Origin of the sequence: Pseudoalteromonas sp. SIMBA_162 (assembly GCF_046535955.1) — a bacterium.
Classification (GTDB): Bacteria; Pseudomonadota; Gammaproteobacteria; order Enterobacterales; family Alteromonadaceae; genus Pseudoalteromonas; species Pseudoalteromonas marina.
Genome location: NZ_JAWJBQ010000018.1, coordinates 82,926 through 102,072 on the forward strand (window position 1 = coordinate 82,926; position 19,147 = coordinate 102,072).

Annotated in this window: 17 protein-coding genes; 4 read left to right on the forward strand and 13 right to left on the reverse strand. The window is 40.9% G+C overall.

Annotated features, from left to right (window positions below; all coding sequences use genetic code 11):
* Window positions 1–7: 7 nt before the first annotated feature.
* The 11 genes from fliM to R0J88_RS14060 form a co-directional block, all read right to left on the reverse strand.
* Entirely contained in the window at window positions 8–1,099 is a 1,092-nt protein-coding gene (gene fliM, locus R0J88_RS14010) for a flagellar motor switch protein FliM (protein ID WP_010555915.1), read from the reverse strand.
* A gap of 9 nt (window positions 1,100–1,108) precedes the next feature.
* Window positions 1,109–1,636, reverse strand: coding sequence for a flagellar basal body-associated protein FliL (gene fliL / locus R0J88_RS14015; protein ID WP_410900204.1), 528 nt, complete (start codon window positions 1,634–1,636; stop codon window positions 1,109–1,111).
* A 57-nt stretch (window positions 1,637–1,693) separates the two neighbouring features.
* Window positions 1,694–3,985, reverse strand: coding sequence for a flagellar hook-length control protein FliK (locus R0J88_RS14020; RefSeq protein WP_410900205.1), 2,292 nt, complete (start codon window positions 3,983–3,985; stop codon window positions 1,694–1,696).
* A 95-nt stretch (window positions 3,986–4,080) separates the two neighbouring features.
* Entirely contained in the window at window positions 4,081–4,527 is a 447-nt protein-coding gene (gene fliJ / locus R0J88_RS14025) for a flagellar export protein FliJ (protein WP_006792740.1), read from the reverse strand.
* Window positions 4,527–5,861 (reverse strand): flagellar protein export ATPase FliI, encoded by a 1,335-nt coding sequence (fliI, locus tag R0J88_RS14030; protein ID WP_006792739.1) that lies wholly within the window; start codon window positions 5,859–5,861, stop codon window positions 4,527–4,529. Before fliI ends, fliJ begins: the two co-directional genes overlap by 1 nt.
* An 18-nt stretch (window positions 5,862–5,879) precedes the next feature.
* A complete protein-coding gene (fliH, locus tag R0J88_RS14035; RefSeq protein WP_277054192.1) occupies window positions 5,880–6,686 on the reverse strand; it encodes a flagellar assembly protein FliH in 807 nt (268 codons plus the stop codon).
* Window positions 6,687–6,689: 3 nt separating this feature from the next.
* Window positions 6,690–7,736: a flagellar motor switch protein FliG gene (gene fliG / locus R0J88_RS14040; protein ID WP_006792737.1), complete on the reverse strand. Its 1,047-nt coding sequence runs from the start codon at window positions 7,734–7,736 to the stop codon at window positions 6,690–6,692.
* A complete protein-coding gene (fliF, locus tag R0J88_RS14045) occupies window positions 7,729–9,444 on the reverse strand; it encodes a flagellar basal-body MS-ring/collar protein FliF (protein ID WP_008132632.1) in 1,716 nt (571 codons plus the stop codon). The genes fliG and fliF overlap by 8 nt, the downstream gene beginning before the upstream one ends.
* Window positions 9,445–9,464: 20 nt before the next feature.
* Window positions 9,465–9,797, reverse strand: a complete 333-nt coding sequence (fliE, locus tag R0J88_RS14050; protein ID WP_008132633.1) for a flagellar hook-basal body complex protein FliE — start codon at window positions 9,795–9,797, stop codon at window positions 9,465–9,467.
* Window positions 9,798–9,954: 157 nt separating this feature from the next.
* Window positions 9,955–11,421, reverse strand: coding sequence for a sigma-54-dependent transcriptional regulator (locus R0J88_RS14055; protein WP_010555910.1), 1,467 nt, complete (start codon window positions 11,419–11,421; stop codon window positions 9,955–9,957).
* Complete coding sequence (locus tag R0J88_RS14060) at window positions 11,418–12,530, reverse strand: sensor histidine kinase (protein WP_138740375.1); 1,113 nt, start codon at window positions 12,528–12,530, stop codon at window positions 11,418–11,420. The genes R0J88_RS14055 and R0J88_RS14060 overlap by 4 nt, the downstream gene beginning before the upstream one ends.
* Window positions 12,531–12,661: 131 nt before the next feature.
* Between R0J88_RS14060 and R0J88_RS14065 the strand changes: the two genes are divergently transcribed.
* The gene (locus R0J88_RS14065; protein WP_138740376.1) at window positions 12,662–13,255 is read left to right on the forward strand and encodes a DNA-3-methyladenine glycosylase I; all 594 of its coding nucleotides are present in this window, start codon (window positions 12,662–12,664) and stop codon (window positions 13,253–13,255) included.
* A gap of 292 nt (window positions 13,256–13,547) precedes the next feature.
* Here R0J88_RS14065 and R0J88_RS14070 read toward each other — a convergent pair whose 3' ends face one another.
* Both R0J88_RS14070 and R0J88_RS14075 read right to left on the reverse strand, forming a co-directional pair.
* Window positions 13,548–14,984 carry a sigma-54 dependent transcriptional regulator gene (locus R0J88_RS14070; protein ID WP_138740377.1) on the reverse strand — a complete coding sequence of 479 codons (1,437 nt, stop codon included), beginning with the start codon at window positions 14,982–14,984 and terminating at the stop codon, window positions 13,548–13,550.
* Between the two features lie 161 nt (window positions 14,985–15,145).
* Window positions 15,146–15,931 carry a flagellin gene (locus R0J88_RS14075; protein ID WP_410900206.1) on the reverse strand — a complete coding sequence of 262 codons (786 nt, stop codon included), beginning with the start codon at window positions 15,929–15,931 and terminating at the stop codon, window positions 15,146–15,148.
* 185 nt (window positions 15,932–16,116) lie between these two features.
* Between R0J88_RS14075 and pseB the strand changes: the two genes are divergently transcribed.
* The 3 genes from pseB to R0J88_RS14090 are packed head-to-tail and all read left to right on the forward strand — an operon-like array spanning window position 16,117 to window position 19,141.
* Complete coding sequence (gene pseB / locus R0J88_RS14080; protein WP_138740379.1) at window positions 16,117–17,118, forward strand: UDP-N-acetylglucosamine 4,6-dehydratase (inverting); 1,002 nt, start codon at window positions 16,117–16,119, stop codon at window positions 17,116–17,118.
* Window positions 17,119–17,126: 8 nt separating this feature from the next.
* Window positions 17,127–18,296: a UDP-4-amino-4,6-dideoxy-N-acetyl-beta-L-altrosamine transaminase gene (gene pseC / locus R0J88_RS14085; protein WP_138740380.1), complete on the forward strand. Its 1,170-nt coding sequence runs from the start codon at window positions 17,127–17,129 to the stop codon at window positions 18,294–18,296.
* Window positions 18,293–19,141 carry an aldo/keto reductase gene (locus tag R0J88_RS14090; protein WP_138740381.1) on the forward strand — a complete coding sequence of 283 codons (849 nt, stop codon included), beginning with the start codon at window positions 18,293–18,295 and terminating at the stop codon, window positions 19,139–19,141. The genes pseC and R0J88_RS14090 overlap by 4 nt, the downstream gene beginning before the upstream one ends.
* Window positions 19,142–19,147 lie beyond the last annotated feature (6 nt).

The following is a 19,147-nucleotide window of genomic DNA, read 5'->3' on the forward strand; positions in this document are numbered from 1 at the left end:
TAATCAATTACCAGTCTAAGTCTACACCGTCTGAAAGGTGTAAATCTTCTTCTAATTCTGCTAACTCTGCATCTGAGTCAATTTTCTTGCCGCCTTTGGTAAATACATGCAGCTCAGATTTAACTGAATCAGGACGTTTAATTTTTTCGCTAATTTGCAACGCAACATTATCACGAGAGCGGCCCATTTTAGCTCTAAACGTGGGTAGCTCTTCTACAAATACAGTTATATGCTCTGGCATTTCAACAGGAATAATATCACCTGCTTTAAGCTCCATTATTTGTTGAAGTGTTAAGTCAACTTCTAAAAGCTGAGTTGACATGTCAACCTCAACATCCATTATTTCATCTCGTAATGCCTTACTCCAACGCAAGTCGGTATCTTCAGTATCTGACTGAACACCCGCATCCAAAAGTTCCCTTATTGGTTCGAGCATTGAATATGGCAAGGCAATATGAAAATCACCGCCGCCACCATCGAGTTCAATATGAAAAGAGCTAATAACCACAACTTCAGTCGGGCTTACAATATTAGCCATTGCGGGGTTTACCTCTGAATCGAGGTACTCAAACGACACGTCCATTACCGGTGCCCATGCCTCTTTATAATCTTCAAAGATTATTTTTAGCAACATTTGCACAATTCGGCGCTCTGTTGGGGTAAATTCACGGCCTTCAATTTTTGCATGGTAACGGCCATCACCGCCAAAAAAGTTATCCACCAAAATGAATACTAACCGTGCTTCCATGGTGATCAGGCCGGTACCCTTTAAAGGTCTGAAACGCACCATATTTAAGCTTGTTGGTACAAATAAAGTGTGAACATACTCACCAAACTTTATCATTTGAACGCCATTAATAGACACTTCCGCTGTGCGGCGCATCATATTAAATAGGCTAATTCGCATATGGCGAGCAAAACGCTCATTAACAATTTCCAGCGTCGGCATGCGACCACGTACGATTCGATCTTGCGAAGAAAAATCGTACTGAAGCGTACTTCCCCCGCCATCTTCACCATCGTTTATATCTTCCTCTTCAACGTCATCAACACCATGTAATAGCGCATCAATTTCGTCTTGGGATAATAAGTCGCTCACGCTAACCCCTTATTGCATTACAAAGCCGGTAAATAATACCCGCTCAATTACTTTGCTGCCTTCAACGTCATTTAAGGCAGTTTGCACTGTCTCTAGCGCAGTAAAACGCAGTGTTTCTTTACCTGCACTGGTACTAAGCTCGTCAGCAGTAGTGGTCGAAAATACACTGAGTAACTTACCTTCAATCAGCGGAATATGCTTTTTAGCTGTTTCTTCATTTACCTCACCACGTACCAAAAGTTGTACTTTAATTTGTACAATTCTATCTCGGCTCGAGCCCGGAACGTTAAAAACAAAAGGTCTTGGCATCGCAACATAAAGTGCACTGCCTATTTCTGCAGATGACCCAGAAGCTTCTGACGCTTCTTCTGAAAGGGTCGTTTCTTCATCTAATGTTTCAACAGGCTCATCCGAGCCCGACATTAAAAAGAACCCCGCAGCACCACCTACAACGAGCAGTACTGCTGCAATAATAATTATCAGCTTTTTTTTACTTTTTGGCGCTTCTTCTATTTCTAAACTTGTTTCTTCAGCCATCATGATTCCTTATATCGCAAAGGTATTTGCTTGTTTTAGTTATTATAATAGCAGTAGTTAGGCATAGTAATCTATTGATGATGATGTTTGTTGCTCAGAAGTTTGTTCTGGGCTATTTGATGGCTCATCACTTTCACTATTTGCTGCTCCATTTTTGGCTAATTGCTCACCCGCCCCCGATTCATTTTGCTCAGCATTTTCACCACCTGATTGGCCATATGAAATAGTGCTTTCACCAAGTTCCAAACCCTGTTGTGCTAACATTTCGCGTAAGCGAGGCATAGATTGTTCGAGTGCTTCTTTGGCCTGTTGGTTTTGTACCACAAAGTTAATTTGTGCTTGTTCTGCATCGCTACGAACTCGTATTTGCATGCTGCCCATCTCAGGTGGATCAAGACGAATTTCAGCCTCTTTGTTATTAATGCTTAGCATTGAACTAACGCGCTCTTGTAGTAACTTGGCCGCGTCACTTTTAACTATATTAATCGCCTGCATCATACCAGGATCAATACTTACCTGCTTTGTCTGTGCTGTACTTTGTAACTGCTGATTTTGAATAGCTTGTTGATCCAACAAGCCCATTTCATAATCAACCGAATCATAATAGCTTTGGGCACTGGTTTGGGTTGTATTTAAAGCATTAGTTATATGGTTAAACACCTGCATAACTTTAGCGGGGGACTGCTCAGCCGTGGTATTTTTTAGCCCCTCTTTTTGCAATTGCTCAAGCGCTTTTGTAAGTTCTTCATCACTAGTAGGCTGTGCTGCTAATTTAGTTGGATCAGCGTTATTTTCAGAGCCTGATTTCACACTCACCTTTTGTGGTCTGTTTACCGTATTTGGTGTTTGCGAGGCTATAAAAGTAGCTGGTTTTGTTATCTCTTCACCTTTTACCGGTAAGGTAACTACTTTGTCTATTTGCGATTCATTTGTTTGCGGCAATTTTTGTGAGTCATTTACAGCTTTTTGCGATATCGTAAATTTAGTGTCTGATGATTGATTCGCATCTTTCGCAACCAACACTTTTAGCTCACCAATCGCTTGCTTAATAGCCGCTAACTGTTCACCTTTTGGCTGCTCGGCTTTAATAAAAGCATTTAATTGAGTCAGTAATGCCTGCTTTTCGGTCCCTGAAAGCGTATTAAACTGCTCATTGGGTGACGACTTAACTTCAGTGCTTTGTGTCTGTTTATTATCCGTTATAAATTGGGTAAGCATTTGCTTTAAAACCGTCAATTTTTCAGCTTTGCTAGGTGCGTCAAGCATCACTGGTTTAATTTCAGTCTGTAATTTTGTTAGCTGTTCAGGCGTTAGGCTTGCTAATACTTTATCTGTTTTAAATGCATTTACATCTTTAGCAATGAGTGCATTTATCGCGTCTGCTTTTTCAGTTTCAGTTATGTTTGAGTTGGGTGAAGTTGCTGTAAGGGTATTTTCTGTTAGTTCCGCAACTGTATTTTTAGCTATGGTATTTTGAGCTAAAGTATTGGCGTTAACTTTACCGCTATTCTCTACTGTGCTTTGAGTAGTAACTATTTTATCAACATCCGTTTTTAAAATAGTCTGATCAGAATTGACACTCACGTCAGAGAGTACTGAACTTTGTGAAGCTGTTATTTTATCCGTAAAAATGCCTTTGTTAGTATCTGCTCCATTATCTTTTGTATCAAAGCCCTGAGTTATACTTTGCGCTTGTGCAGGGTGTTTAACTTTATCCGATTTTATATTTAGTTCTGCTTCAACAGCCTGAGCAAGGGACGTTTTATTTTGTCTTTGTGAATTTGACGAGTCATTAATATCTACATCATCGACTAAACTTGTCACACCGCTTGTGTTGTTATCAGTAAGTGGGGCATGTGGTCTTATTATTTTACCTACTTCATCTTTAACAGGTAAATCTTTTGCTGGCACAGCAACATAGCCTTTAACCGGCAGTTTCTCTTTTAAATCAGCAATATCAAGCGGTGTTTTATTTTTTGATGTATCTGCAAGGTTTATATCTTTCGCTTTTTCACTCGGCTTTGTAACCTCAGTGTTCATTAGTTGAGATGAATTGATCTGCTCAAGAATATCGCTTCCAGACAAATTTATTTGGGCAATGTCTTCATCATCTGAATCACTGTTTAATTTTTCATTAGTAACTGATGAGGAATCTGCTGAGGCGGCAGATAAAGTATCTGTTTCAGGCTTATTAATCTCTTTTTTTGTTGGCTCAAATGTAGTGTGGGCGTCTTGCAACTGAGTAAAAAACTCAGTACCTGATTCATCAGCAGAATCGGCTAAGCTACTGTCTTTAAATGCTAAAAAAGACTCTTTATCAGCCGAAATTGAAACAGAAATATCATTCATCGCCATAAGTCACCTAATACGGTTACGGCAACATGTCACCGCACATTGCCCAAAATTAAATACCACCCATTAACAAAGCAATAAACGTGCCTAACTTAAGAAAGTTTGCGACGCTGAAAAAATTGATTGGATGTGAACTCATCCAGCATTTTTTGCTCGTTTTTAGCAACCACAGCTGCTGCTTTTATTTTTTGATTTTCAATCAATTTAGCCACCGCTTTAGCCTTTATTTGCTGTTTTAACCACAACGTTTTTCGCTGTGAAACAACTTGCTTTGCCGTATTTACAGTACTTGCTTGTTGCCGAATGGCCTCTTCAATTTTTGCTATAAACGCATGATACTGCCCAAAACCAGCGCTTGATAAACCTGATTGACCTTTTAAATGTAACTGTTGAGAGTATTCAAGCCTAAAGTCATTTAAGCCTTGAAGTTTTTGCTGGTTTGCTTGCAGGTTTTGATTAGCTTGCAAATAACTCATACGTAAACTTTCTTCTTTGTCGCTTTCAAGTTTTAGCAGCAAGTCAAATTTGTTTTTAGCCATTACCCTTGACCTAATAATTGGGCTAGCCCTTGCAGCCCATCGTCATAACTTATCACATCACGCATACCTTGCTGTAAAAACCCGTTTACTCTTGGCATCATATTTATTGCTTGGTCGAGCATGGGATCAGTGCCCTTTTGGTAGGCGCCTAATGTGATCATGTCTTTATTTTGTTGGTACATTGAATACACTTGTTTAAGTACTCGCGCTTGTTGCATATGAGGCTCTGAAACCACTTGGGGCATAACACGTGATATAGATTTTTCGATATCTATTGCTGGATAATGGCCGCTGTCGGCTAACTCACGAGAAAGTACAATATGGCCGTCTAGTATGGCGCGTGCAGCGTCTGCAATTGGGTCTTGCATATCATCGCCTTCACTTAAGACGGTGAAAAAGGCTGTTATAGCACCTTGCCCTTCCCCCCCATTACCAGCTCGTTCAACTAAGGCTGGTAGTTTTGCAAAAACCGATGGTGGGTATCCTTTTGTTGCCGGTGGTTCTCCAACTGCTAAAGCAATTTCACGCTGAGCCATTGCGTAGCGAGTTACTGAATCGAGTAGCAGTAACACATTTAAACCTTGGTCTCTAAAATATTCGGCAATGGTCACTGCACTTTCACAACCTTTTAAACGCATTAATGGCGATGAATCGGCGGGTGCTGCAACAACAACAGAACGTTTACGCCCTTCTTCTCCAAGAATTTCTTCAATAAACTCTTTGACCTCACGACCACGTTCACCAACCAAACCAACTACAATGACATCTGCTTCGCTGCCCCTAGTCATCATTCCTAGCAGTACAGACTTACCTACACCAGAGCCTGCAAATAAGCCCATACGCTGACCTTGCCCTACGGTGATCACTGAATTAATAGCCCGCACCCCAACGTCCATTGGCTGGCTGATCGGACGTCTGGCTAAAGGGTTAATCGTATTTTGAGCAAACTTTAAATAATGTTCAGCGTTTATTTTACCAAGTCCGTCGAGTGGACGGCCTAAGCCATCAACCACACGCCCTAGTAGGCTCATCCCTACAGGTAATCCCAAATTATTTACTTGGGGTATTACTCGAGCACCTGGCAGTACGCCGGAAATATGATCATTAGGCATTAAGTATAAGGTTTGGTCGTTAAAACCAACAATTTCTGCGTCAACAAAACCATTCATGGTTTCAATTTTACATTGACTACCAACAGGCGCCCGCAGACCTTTTGCCTCTAAGGTAAGGCCAACAACACGCGTTAAAATACCCGCCACTGCAGGTGTGTAGGGCTTAATGTTTTGTTGATATTGCGACAAGCGTTCGCTCAAAGAAGCAATTTGCACAGACATAGTACGCCTAAAAAATATTTAGATATTACTATTATGCAAAAAGCTATCCAACGTTTCTTTGACGCGTGTTTTTAAAGTCATATCGAGCGAGGATTGCGCGGTTTTTACCTCACATCCACCTCTTTCAAGCGTAGGTTCGGGAACTAATTGCCAGTTATTGTCTGCTATAGTTTGCTCGCCATAACTATCTTTTATAATGTCTAGATCGGTTGGGTTTAGATGCACTTTTACTTTTTCTTGTTGCGCATTTAACGAATCAATACTGTGTTTTAATGTATGTAAAATAACATCTGGCGATGTTTGTACTTCTTGGTATATAACTGCTTCAGCCAACATGCTAGCTAATTGTATTAGTTGCAACTCGGCTTGTTCATCCACTTTTTTTAGCGGTGAATTAAGTGCTTCTAAAATACCTTTAAGACTAATTAGTTGCTCTTCAATAATCGGTTTTATATCTTCTTGGCCTTGAGTTTTACCGAGCTCTAGCCCCTCTTTATAACCAGCTTCTTTTCCCTCACTAACGCCTTTTTCAAAGCCGTCAATGTAGCCTTGTTCATGACCTTGTTTAAGGCCTTCTTCATAAGCATCTTGTCTAATGCGTTCAAGCTCAACCATAGTAAGCTTTGGCAGCTCGGGCTCTTCGGGCTCATCGGTCGGCATCTCTTCGGCCAATTCTTTTTTATAAAGCTCGCCCAATGGGGTGCCATACGCTGTAGAACGATTACCAAAGCTTTTTTCATTCGGTGCTACATCGGGAATAGCCCAATGTTTTAATAATTCATCTGCTTCTTCAGCTCGAAGTGGACGCCCTTTGAGTTTACTCATGGTTTACAAGAACTCCTCACCACCACCACCGCCTAACTGAATTTCACCCGAATCAGATAAACGACGTGCCGTTGATAGAATTTCTTTTTGGGCAGCTTCAACTTCACTAATACGTACAGGCGCCATTGCTTCTAAATCATCAGCCAGCATATCGGCAGCACGCTTAGACATATTGCCCAGTATTTTGTCTTTCAGACCGTCGTCTGCACCTTTGATTGCTTTCATTAATACATCTTGTTGTACTTCTCGTAGAATGGCTTGAATACCACGGTCATCCACATCCATTAAGTTTTCAAATACAAACATAAGATCCTGAATTTGCTGAGACATCTCTTCGTCATGTTCACGAATAGAATCCATTAGCTGCCCTTCTACGTTTGTATCTAGGTAGTTCATGATGTCTGCCGCGGCTTTTAAGCCACCCATTTTCGCAGCTTGTGCCCCTGCTTGTCCGGCAAATTGTTTTTCCATAATTTCGTTAAGTTCTTGTAGTGCGGCTGGTTGCACTTCTTCAAGGTTGGCAATTCGCATGGTTAAGTCAAGACGTACTTTCTCTGGGAACTGCGCAATAATTTCTGCGGACTGCTCAGGCTCTAAGTAAGACAATACAATCGTTTGTATTTGGGGGTGTTCATTACGAATAATATTCGCCACCTGCTTAGAATCCATCCATTTGAGAGAATCAAGGCCTTTAGCCCCAGACCCCATAACAATTTGGTCAATAAGGCTGGCCGCTTTATCTTCACCCAATGCAGCAGTAAGCGCCTTTTTAATAAAGTCTTCCGACTGAAACCCTATAGTACTGAAGCTTTGAATTTGCTCAATAAATAAGTTGTGAACCGCACTTATTTTAGCCTGTGACAGGTCGTCTAACGCAGCCATTGCCATCCCGACTTTTTGCACTTGTTTAGGCTCCAAGTGCTTAAGTATTTGCGCTGCATCTTCCTCTGATAAGCTAAGTAATAAAATAGCGGCTTTATCTACACCGTCTAGCTTATCAACATCAAACGCTGCTGGAAGTTGTTTTTGTTCTTGATCTTGATCAGTCATCTTCTGTTAACCACGCTTTCACTACTTGTGATGATAGTTCTGGTTCATTGGCTACAAGGGCACGAATTGCTTTAAGTAAGTCTTCGTCGCCATGTAAATCTGGTAATTGCAGTGTACCATCGCTTGAGAAACCAATTGAAGCAGAATCAAAGTCTTTGTTTAGCATATCCAACGTGCTATCGCCAATGTCTACGCCTGCACTTAACGCATCTTCGTCATACTCTTCAAGTGTATCGTCTGGGTAAATTAAGCGTTTAAGCATCGGTTTAACTACCGCCATTATGAGTACAATAATAACTAATGCACCCAGTACCAAGCGGATTATTTTCATAAACCAATCCTGCTCCCAAAGCGGCACGCTAATATCAAAATCAGTTGCTTCGCGAACAAACGGAACCGTTACCACTTCAAGTGCATCACCACGCTGCATGTCAAAACCAACGCCACCTTGTAATAAACGACGAATATTTGACAGTTCTTCCACTGAGCGCGGTGTCATTGTGGTTTCACCGTTTTCACCTACTTTCGGAATGTAGTCAACGGCCACCGACACACTTATTCTACGTATCACACCTGTTTGCTGACGCTTATGTGAGATAGTTGTATCTAACTCATAGTTACGCGTCGCTTCTTTATGCGTTCTTGATGGTGAAGTTGCACTACCTGCTCCACCTTGTCCTGCTACTTCAGGAATATTAGAGTTTACTGGAGGCTGATTCGTCAGTGCACCAGGTATACCTACCGCTAAACCACCTATATTATTTTCTTCGAATGTTGTTTCGCTTCTTACTGCTGGTAAATCTGGGTTGTAGCGTTTTTGCGTCTCCTCAACAGCACTAAAGTCCATACTTAAATCAACTTGTGCAGTGTAGTTTGCAAGCCCTACAACAGGTATTAAAATACTGTCTATTTTTTCAAGATATTCTTGTTCACGCTTACGCTCTATGTCGTACTCTTTACGTGAACGTGCAGCAAGCGATGTTTGCGAGCCTGAATTTAGTAAGCGACCATTTTGATCCGTTACTGTTACACGAGCCGGCTCTAAACCTTGTACAGCCGATGCAACCATATCAACCACTGAGTCGACCTCTTCGCTATCTAGCGAACGCCCACGCTTTAGCGTAAGCACAACAGTTGCTGAAGGCTTTTTCTCTCTGCGCGCAAATACATTTTCTTTTGGAATGGCAAGCAATACACGTGCACGCGTAATATTATTGAGCTCTTCAATTGTGCGCGCTAACTGTTGTTCTCGGCCATGCTTTAAGCGTTCACGCTCTAAACGCTGACTTACACCAAACCCCATGTCTTGCATAATAATATCTGAACCCGATGTAGGGCCTTGCTCTAGCCCTTCACGAGTCATTAAAAGTTTAATATTTTGATACTCAGTTTCAGGGACGAGCACTACATTTCCATCTACTTGGTATTCAATTTTTTGTGCGTCTAAAAAGTCGAGTGTTTCAATAAGCTCTTCTGTCTGCATTTTACCAAGTGGGCGCATATCTGGCTGACGTGCCCAAATAATAATAAATATAGCAATCGCTAAACAAATGCCTAAAGCAATAACTAAAGTTACTTGGCGCAATAAATCAACGCCATTTAGCGAACTTAAGTAGCCTGATTTCTGTTCTTGTTGATCGTCGCTATCGCTTTGGTCCATTTCACCAGTAGCAAGAGCCAGATCGGTTGATTGATTAGATTGCGCCACAATAATTCTCCACTACCTAGTTAAACAGGCATGTTCATGATTTCTTTGTAAGCTTCGACAAGTTTATTACGAACCTGCACTGTCGCTTCAAATGCAACTGACGACTTTTGAGAAGCAATCATTGCTTCAGCCAAAGACACGCTTCTGTCGCCTGTTTCTACCGCCACTACTTTTTGTTTAGCGTCTTGCTGCAAACCGTGCACAGTATTAATTGCATCCGATAGCATATCGCCAAATTGAGCGGTTGATGAGGCTTGTGTTTTTACTGGCAGTCTTTCGATTTGATTATTACGGCCAGCCTCTAAAGCCATTGATTGCATTTCTTGAAATACAGCGCTGTTTTGAATTTTCATAATTTGTCTCTGACAATGCAGTTAACTCTTAACATGAATAAAGCACAAAGCATGCCAAAAAATTAAATTAACCATTTCAATAGCTTAGGGTAAATTTGGCAAGTCAGAGTTTTGACAGCCCTAAATTCAAAGGGTAAATTTAGGGCTAAAAATGATGTTATGCGGGGAGTGAAATACCTAAATCGCGCATCTGCGCTAGTTTGTAACGTAAAGTCCGAGGGCTTATACCTAACGTTTCAGCGACATCTTTTCGCTTACCTTGGCATCTTGCTAACGTTTCTAAAATAATACGATGCTCTTTATCTTTTAGCTCATCCTTATAGCTTCCCGTATCAACAGCCAATAAGTCTTGTTTTGTTGGCTCGGCTGGAGATGACTGTTCGTCATAATACGCTGAACTCATAGCGCCTTGGTCAATATCTCTATTAGTAGCACTTACTTGCTGCTGACTAGTATTTTGCGCGCTGACAGATGCAGGCTCCATTACAAAATCTGTCGCCGCTATGTTTTCAATGAAAATAGCATGCTCGTTTAGAGTATCCCCAGTCCTAAGTATTAACGCACGTTGTATTACGTTATCAAGCTCACGCACATTACCAGGCCATGAATGAGCAAGTAATTTTTTCTCTGCGGCACTATCAAGATAAGCCATAGGCTCTTTACTTTTGTTTAAGTGGCGCTCAATTAAATGCTTAGCCAATACAAGGATATCTCCAGGTCGCTGACAAAGTGGTCGCCACATCAAAGGAAACACATTAAGCCTGTAATATAAATCTTCTCTAAATTGGTTTTCGGTAACCGCTTCTTTCAAATCGCGGTTACTTGTTGCAAGTATACGTACATCTAACTGGATTGTTTTTCTTCCACCTAAGCGCTCTACTTCGCGCTCTTGCAACACACGAAGTAGTTTAGCTTGCAGCCCTAAATCCATTTCTGTTATTTCGTCGAGCAATATAGTACCGCCTTGCGCTTGCTCAAACTTACCAGGACACGCTTGAATTGCGCCTGTAAACGCGCCTTTTTCATACCCAAATAAGGTTGCTTCAAGCATATTTTCAGGAATTGCTGCACAGTTAATCGCAACAAACGGCGCATCGCATCGGTTCGATTTATCATGAATATACCGTGCAAGCACTTCCTTACCTGAACCACTTGGGCCTAGCACCATAACGCTCGCATCAGAGCGTGCAACTTTACTTGCTAACTCTAAAAGTTGAATACTGCTTGGGTCGGCAACAATGGGGCCGTCGGTCTCTTTTGCTTTTTCAGGTAAGTATCGACTTACCATATTGAGTAAAACTTCAGGTGCAAACGGCTTTGCCATGTAATCAATAGCGCCCAAGCGCATCGCTTCAACAGCATCGTCAATGGTAGCGTACGCCGTCATCATTAAAACAGGCAATTCAGGGTGGTTAAGCTTAATACTGCGTAGTAAATCAAGCCCACTCATAGTGCCCATTTGTACATCACTCACCACCAGCGAAAATTGCTCTTTTTTTAGCAATAACATGGCTTGCTCTGCACAATTAGCCGCAATACATTCAATCCCCGACATTTCGAGTGTGTCAATTAAGGCTTCGCGAAGCCCTGCATCATCTTCGACAACTAAAATAGTGTTACTCATAATGATTCCTCTAATTTAGATGCGGTGCGAATAGGTAAAAGCAAACTAAAGCATGCTCCACCGCCTTTATTATTAGTCACGTCAACACGCCCCTGATGAGCGTTTGCAACCGAACTCACAACAGCAAGCCCTAACCCTGTGCCTTGGCTTTTAGTGGTATAAAAGGGTTCAAATATTTTTTCTGCTTGAGTTAAATCAATACCTGGACCGTTATCGGATACGCTGATACGAACAAAATCTGGATTTTGCTCGTCAGTCGCAGCACTTAATTTTACTTCAGCGCCAGCACCAATGACTTGAATACTGTTATGGATTAAATTTTGAATTGCGCTGGCTATGGCTGATTTATTACCTGTTATTTGAATATCTGGCTCTGGGAGGTTAACAGCTAAATGACTGTCATTTAGTGTCACCATAGCATCAGCACCCGCTTTTACCTCACTGAGTAACTGCTGCATAGACACTTGCTCAACAACTTGTTGGTCGCCACTTTTGGCAAAAAGTAGCATATCGTTTACTTGAGTTTCTAAATCTTTTAAGCGTGACATTAACTTGCTTTGAAAATTATCGCGAGATGCCTCGGGTAAACGCTTAGAGCCCAAATTAGCAGCATAAAGCATGGCCGCTGAAAGTGGGGTTCGAACCTGATGTGCAAGCGACGCCACCATTTTACCCAAAGCACTTAGGCGCTGCATATGAGCAACTCGCTTTTGTAAACGGCGTGTTTCACTCAAATCGGTCATTAAAATTAGCTGGCCCGGCTCGGGCGCTAACGCTGTTATATCAAGCTTAATTAAACGGCCATCTTTAAGCGATACTTCGTGACCATCGTCTTGATGCGGTCTAAAAGAGCGTTGAATAACGCTAAACCACTTTTCACCTTCTAAAGGTTCGCCTAACATATCAATGGCTATTTGGTTGGCCTTTGCAATCATTCCTTTACCATCAAGCACAACCACACCTGCGGGCATGGTATCAACTAAATGTGAAAGCCAACTTGCTTGCTGACGCAGATCGCTTAACTCACCTATGTACTCCTCTTGAAGTAAACATGGGTTATACTGATTTGCAGAAATAAACTGTGGTTTAAGCACGCTCGCAAGGGCCATAATCAAATCTCGAATTTGTATAGATATAGAGCTTAATGCACAATGTGTACCAAAATTTATTTATATTATTTTCATTAACTTACAATAATAATAGCGCGACATAAAAATGACGCGCATAAAAAGGAATATGTATGAGTGAGCAAATAAAATGCCGATGTGCTTGGTTAGACGCCACCAAACCCGATTACGTTTTATATCACGATTTGGAATGGGGCGTCCCTGTTTACGATGACCAAACCCTGTTTGAATTTATAACGCTAGAGTCGGCTCAGGCGGGATTGAGTTGGTATACCATTTTAAAAAAACGACAAGGGTATAAAAATGCATTTGCTAATTTTGATGTAGATAAAGTCGCGCTTTTTACCCAAGACGATGTTGAGCGTTTAATGCTTGATGAAAGTATCGTACGAAACCGTTTAAAAATTAACGCCACAATAAATAATGCCAAGCAATTTATAGACATTCAAAAAGAGTTTGGCAGTTTTAGCGCGTATCAATGGCAGTTTGTTGATAACAAACCGATCGTAAGCAATTTAAATTATACCGAAGAGACGCCTGCAATCACCAAAGAATCAACAGCCTTCGCAAAGGACTTAAAAAAGCGCGGCTTTAAATTTTTAGGACCTACAACAGTATATGCCTACATGCAGGCTTGCGGTATGGTTAACGACCATAGTAATGATTGCTTTAGAAAAAAAGAAATTATTGAGGCTTTTGCTGAATAAGGACTTATAACCATAAAAGTGATCTGTTCACAAAGAGGGTAAGAGACGCTTCGCTTTAAAGAAGTAACGTGTAAGTTAACTATGGTTTCTCATTTTCCTTCGTTTTTAAGATGCGTGTTTAAGTGATTAAAAGCTACGTTTTTCCCGTAAGCAAGCTCAGCGTCTACCGTCAAGGTCAAGTTTGCGTTTATCTTGTAGACGCCAAGCTTGCTTGCGCGACGGGCAAAGCCCGTAAATTAATTGCTCAAAAATGAATAAAAATAACAAAGAGTATTTCACCATTTTCGCACTTCTAATCTCGTGAAAGATTATACTTTTTCATTTTCTCTACGAGCGTTGTTCTTCTTACGCCCAGTATCTCAGCTGCCCGAGCAACAACGTAATCAAAACGCTCTAAAGCTTGGGTAATTAAGCTTATTTCAAGCTCTGCTAAATACTCTTTAAGCTCAATGCCCTCTTCGGGTAATACGCCTGAGCCAGCTTGGTTAAATTCAGGCTCTGGCTCATTGTCATAATCACTAAACCCAGTACTGAATATATCGTTAAAGGCATCTTTTTCCATAAGTTCTTCAGGATACTCAGGCTCATAGGCATCGACTTCAATATAACGGTATTTATTCGGTAGGTCAGGTATGTCTACTACCTTTTCGGGGAACATTATAACCATGCGCTCAACCAAATTCGCAAGCTCACGGATATTACCCGGCCACGCATGCTCTTTTAAGCTTTCAATTGCACGCTCAGTAAATTTAGCTGTAGTGCCCGTTTGCTCGTTTACGCGACGCATTAACTCCTTAAGTAGTAAAGGAATGTCATCAGCACGCTCACTTAACGACGGATTCTCTATAGGGAATACATTTAGCCGATAATACAAGTCTTCACGAAAGCTGCCAGCTTCAATCATGGTTTCGAGGTTGCGGTGTGTTGCAGCAATAACACGTACATCGGCTTGAATCGCCTTAGTTCCACCTACACGCTCATAGCTTCGTTCTTGTAATACGCGTAAAAGTTTAACCTGCATTTGTAACGGCATATCACCAATTTCATCTAAAAACAGCGTACCGCCTTGCGCCAACTCAAAACGGCCTTTACGCGCAGAAATAGCCCCTGTAAACGCCCCTTTTTCGTGGCCAAAAAGTTCACTTTCTAATAGTTCTGCAGGTATAGCTCCACAGTTTACAGGCACAAATGGCCCTGTACTTCGTTTAGATAGCAAGTGAACGTTACGTGCAACCACTTCTTTACCAGTACCTGACTCACCTAAAATTAAAACGTTTGCATCTGTTTTTGCTACTTGTTCAATTAAAAAGCGAACCTCTTTTACAGCTTGTGTTTCACCTACAAGGCCATCAAAAGATTTATGTGGCTGAGTATTTTTGTGCTCCCCCGGCAACATACGATGATACTGCTGGCAATCATGAAGCAACTGTGTGGTCACTTCGTGATTAAATGGCTCACAAATAAGTCCAACTACATTAGCAATGCTAAGTAATGGTCTTAACGTTTCACCTATTAATAAAAATGGAAGTGTTGGGTAGCGCTTAATTAAGTTTTCGTGATCGAGAGACTGTAAAGCCCCTAAAATGACCATGCACTCATGCTGCTGATATTTTGCACACTCTTGTTCAAAGTTGTCTTCATCTACACGGTGAGTAGCCTCACCGATAAAACCAAGTGATGCGTTTAACCCAATAGAGCGATTGTTATTATTATCTAAAATCAGGATCATAGTTAGCGAGCCGTGCTTCACTCTTTAGTATAATTAACTAAATTGTAAGCCAGTTAAGCACGGATGCAAGTGATAGCGGCAGTTTTTTGACATAAACGCCAAAAAACAGACGCACTCGTTAATTCAATCATACTTAAGAATTAACTATTAAGTATTAATATTTAAAGTAAGCCTAAAATAGACTCTGCAGATTGGTTAGCCTGGCCACGAAGAGCAACTGATGATTGCGCTAAAATGTCATTAGACACTTGTTGAGAAATTGCTAGGGCGTAATCGGTATCTTGAATGCGGCTTTGACTGGCTGCAATATTTTCTTGCTGCGTCCCTAACCCTTTAATTGTGCTTGCCAACGTATTTTGAAATGCACCTAACTCAGCTCGTTGTGCATTTATTTCATCATTTGCTTGCTTACTGATGTCAATAGCCGCTTGAGCACCGGCTTGGGTTGAAATATCAATGGTTGATAACGCAGAGGCAAAACTACCATCTGTAGAGTTTACCGTTTGGTTTGTATTCGCATCTGCACCAACTTGAAACGAGACAGCTTGACCATCAAATAAGGGCTTTCCTGCAAAACTCGCATTTTCGAACGTTTCAGATATTTGGCTTTGCAATTGCACGACTTCTTCTTGCAACGCAGCACGATCATTGTCAGTCAATGCACCGTTACCCGCTTGAATTGATAACTCTTGAATACGCGAAACGGCATCATTCACACCACTCAAGTTAGCTTCGCTTACTTGAGTATATGAAATCCCGTCATACGCATTACTTACAGCTTGGCTAAAACCATTTTGCTGTGAAGTAAGCCTATCAATAATTTGCAAAGCCGCTGCATCATCTGCTGCGGTATTTACTTTTTTACCTGTAGCAAGTTGCTCTGCAAGTTTGTTATTTGTTTGCTGAGTTTGGTTTAAAAAGTTAGCTGATGCTGATTGAATTTTCATAACGGCCTCCGTGGTGCTGACTGATTAAATTATAGCTTAATTTGCGAAATTTTGCCCTTTGTACCATTGTTAGATTAAATTAACTTGGCACTTTGCTTGCTTAGTGGTTAAAGTATTGAGATGTGTATTAAAAAATCACGTTTGCGTGTCATACAACGCCAATAATAAATAATTTGGGTAGCACTATGTTCGATAACAAAACAATTTTAATCACCGGTGGTACCGGTTCATTCGGGAAAAAATACGTCAAGACACTACTTGAGCGTTACAATCCAAAAAAAATCATTATTTTTTCACGCGATGAACTTAAGCAATTTGAAATGCAACAAGAGTTTGACCAACCTTGTATGCGTTATTTTATTGGCGATGTAAGAGATAAAGACAGATTAATACGTGCCATGCGCGGTGTAAACTACGTTATTCATGCAGCTGCTTTGAAGCAAGTTCCGGCTGCTGAATACAACCCAATGGAATGTATCAAAACAAATATTAATGGCGCTGAAAACGTAATTGATGCAGCCCTTGATAACGATGTTGAAAAAGTAATCGCTTTGTCTACTGATAAGGCTGCAAACCCAATTAATTTGTATGGCGCCACAAAACTGGCATCAGACAAACTTTTTGTAGCCGCTAACAATATTGCAGGTGGCAACCGCACTACCTTTTCTGTTGTTCGCTACGGCAATGTGGTGTGCTCTCGCGGCTCTGTTGTGCCAGTTTTCCAAAAGTTTATTGATGAAGGGCGCGATCACATCCCAATCACACACGATGAAATGACTCGCTTTTGGATAAACCTTCAACAAGGCGTCGATTTTGTACTTACTAACTTTGAACGCATGTTAGGCGGTGAAATTTTCGTTCCTAAAATCCCTTCAATTCGTATTACCGATCTTGCAAAAGCAATGGCACCTGACTTACCACTAAAAATAATTGGTATTCGCCCTGGTGAAAAACTTCATGAGGTTATGTGCCCCGCTGATTTATGTTTTGAAACCTACGAGTACAAGGACCACTTTGTTATTGCTCCAGGCATAAAGTTTAGCAGCAGAAGCAACGACTTTACTGAAAATGCAATTGGCGAAAAAGGTAAAAAAGTAGCGCAAGGTTTTGAATATAATTCGCTAGATAACCCTGATTATATGAGTATTGAAGAAATCAAAAACTTCAATGCCCAAGCGTTGCTGTAAAAATGATTATGACAAACAAGGTAATTCCTTACGGCAAGCAAAGTATTTCTGATGATGATATCAATGCCGTAATTGAGGTATTAAAGTCTGACTGGTTAACACAAGGGCCTGCAGTCCCGGCATTTGAAAGTGCCATTGCAGAGTATTGTGTTGCTAATTACGCCTGCGCTACTAACAGCGCCACTTCAGCCTTACATATTGCTTGTCTTGCTTTAGGTGTTGATAAAAGTGACATCGTATGGACGTCGCCAATTTCATTTGTCGCATCGAGTAACTGCGCGCTTTACTGTGGAGCAAGTGTCGATTTTGTTGATATCGACCTTGAAACAGGCAATATGTCTGTTGTCGCCCTAAAAAAAAGATTAACCATTGCCAAACAAAACAAGCGACTCCCTAAAGTCGTGATACCTGTTCATTTAGCTGGGCAATCATGCGATATGGAAGCAATCAATGAACTTGCCGAAGAGTATGGCTTTAAGGTTATTGAAGATGCCTCGCATGCTATTGGCGCAAAGTATAAAAACAAACCTGTTGGCAGCTGCGAGTACTCAGATATTACAGTTTTTAGCTTTCATCCAGTCAAGATAATCACATCAGCTGAAGGGGGGATGGCGGTTACCAACTGTGAAACACTTGATAAGAAGATGAAACGCTTACGAAGCCATGGTATTACTAATATTGCTGAAGAAATGACCCAACCAAGTCATGGCCCTTGGTACTATCAACAGCTAGAGCTCGGTTTTAATTATAGAATGACTGACATGCAAGCCGCTTTAGGGCTGAGTCAGTTAAAACAGCTAGATAACTTTGTATCAGCACGTAACGATATAGCAAGCAAATATAATCATGCGTTTGTAAATTCAGGTTCAGGTATAGCCCACTTATCACAATCGGATGATTGTTACTCGAGCTACCATTTATATATTGTTCACTTAACACCGTGTGACGTAGAAAAACACAATTCAGTCATTTCAGGCATGCGCGAGCAAGGAGTTATTGCTCACTTGCATTATATACCGATCCATCTACAGCCTTATTATCAAGCTTTGGGCTTTTTGGAAGGTGATTTTCCTAATGCTGAAACCTACTACAAACAGGCTTTAACTATTCCCCTGCATCCCACGATGACAGCTGATGAGCAGCAATTTGTTATAAATACATTGATTGGTTTAGTATGAAGCTTGCTCTAGGTACAGTGCAATTTGGCTTGGACTACGGTGTTAGTAACTCCAGAGGAGTTGTTCCCAGCAAAATAGTCACTAAATTACTCAAGCAAGCGGAACTACTATCGATTAATATGTTAGATACCGCGGCAATGTATGGCACTAGTGAAGCAGTTTTAGGTCAACTAACTAATAAGTACTTTGATATCATTACAAAACTCGCAATTGACACAGATTCAGTTATTAATGTAAGCCAATCACTTAAGGAATCTCTTAGCAAACTGCAAAGGTCATCTATTTATGGGGTGCTATTACACAATGCTGACGTGCTAAAAAGTTCACAAGCTGACGAAATAGCCTCTCAACTCGTTGAATTAAAAGATCAAGGGTTAGTACAAAAAATTGGAATGTCACTTTACTTTCCAGAGCAAGTAAAACTATTCGAGATAATTAAGCCCGATATAATCCAAATACCTTTAAATGTATTAGACCAGCGTTTTTTACAAGATGGTTTATTAACCCAAATGAAAGAGCAAGGTATTGAAATTCACGTGCGTTCCGCATTTTTGCAAGGATTGCTGCTAATGTCGCCTGACTCACGTAGTCACTACTTTTCGCAATTCAACGAACTAAATGCTTTCGACAAATTTGTCAATTCAGTATCTTACTCTAGGCTCGAAATTTGCTTAAGTTTTCTAAAATCAATTGATGAAATTGATCGAGTTGTTGTTGGCTGTTGTTCGGCATCAGAGTTAGCACAAATTCACACTGCCTGGCACACCAAAGCCAACATCAGTTACCACCAATTAGCATGCACCAATAACTCGCTCATTATACCAAGTAATTGGTCACACCTTTAAAATAGA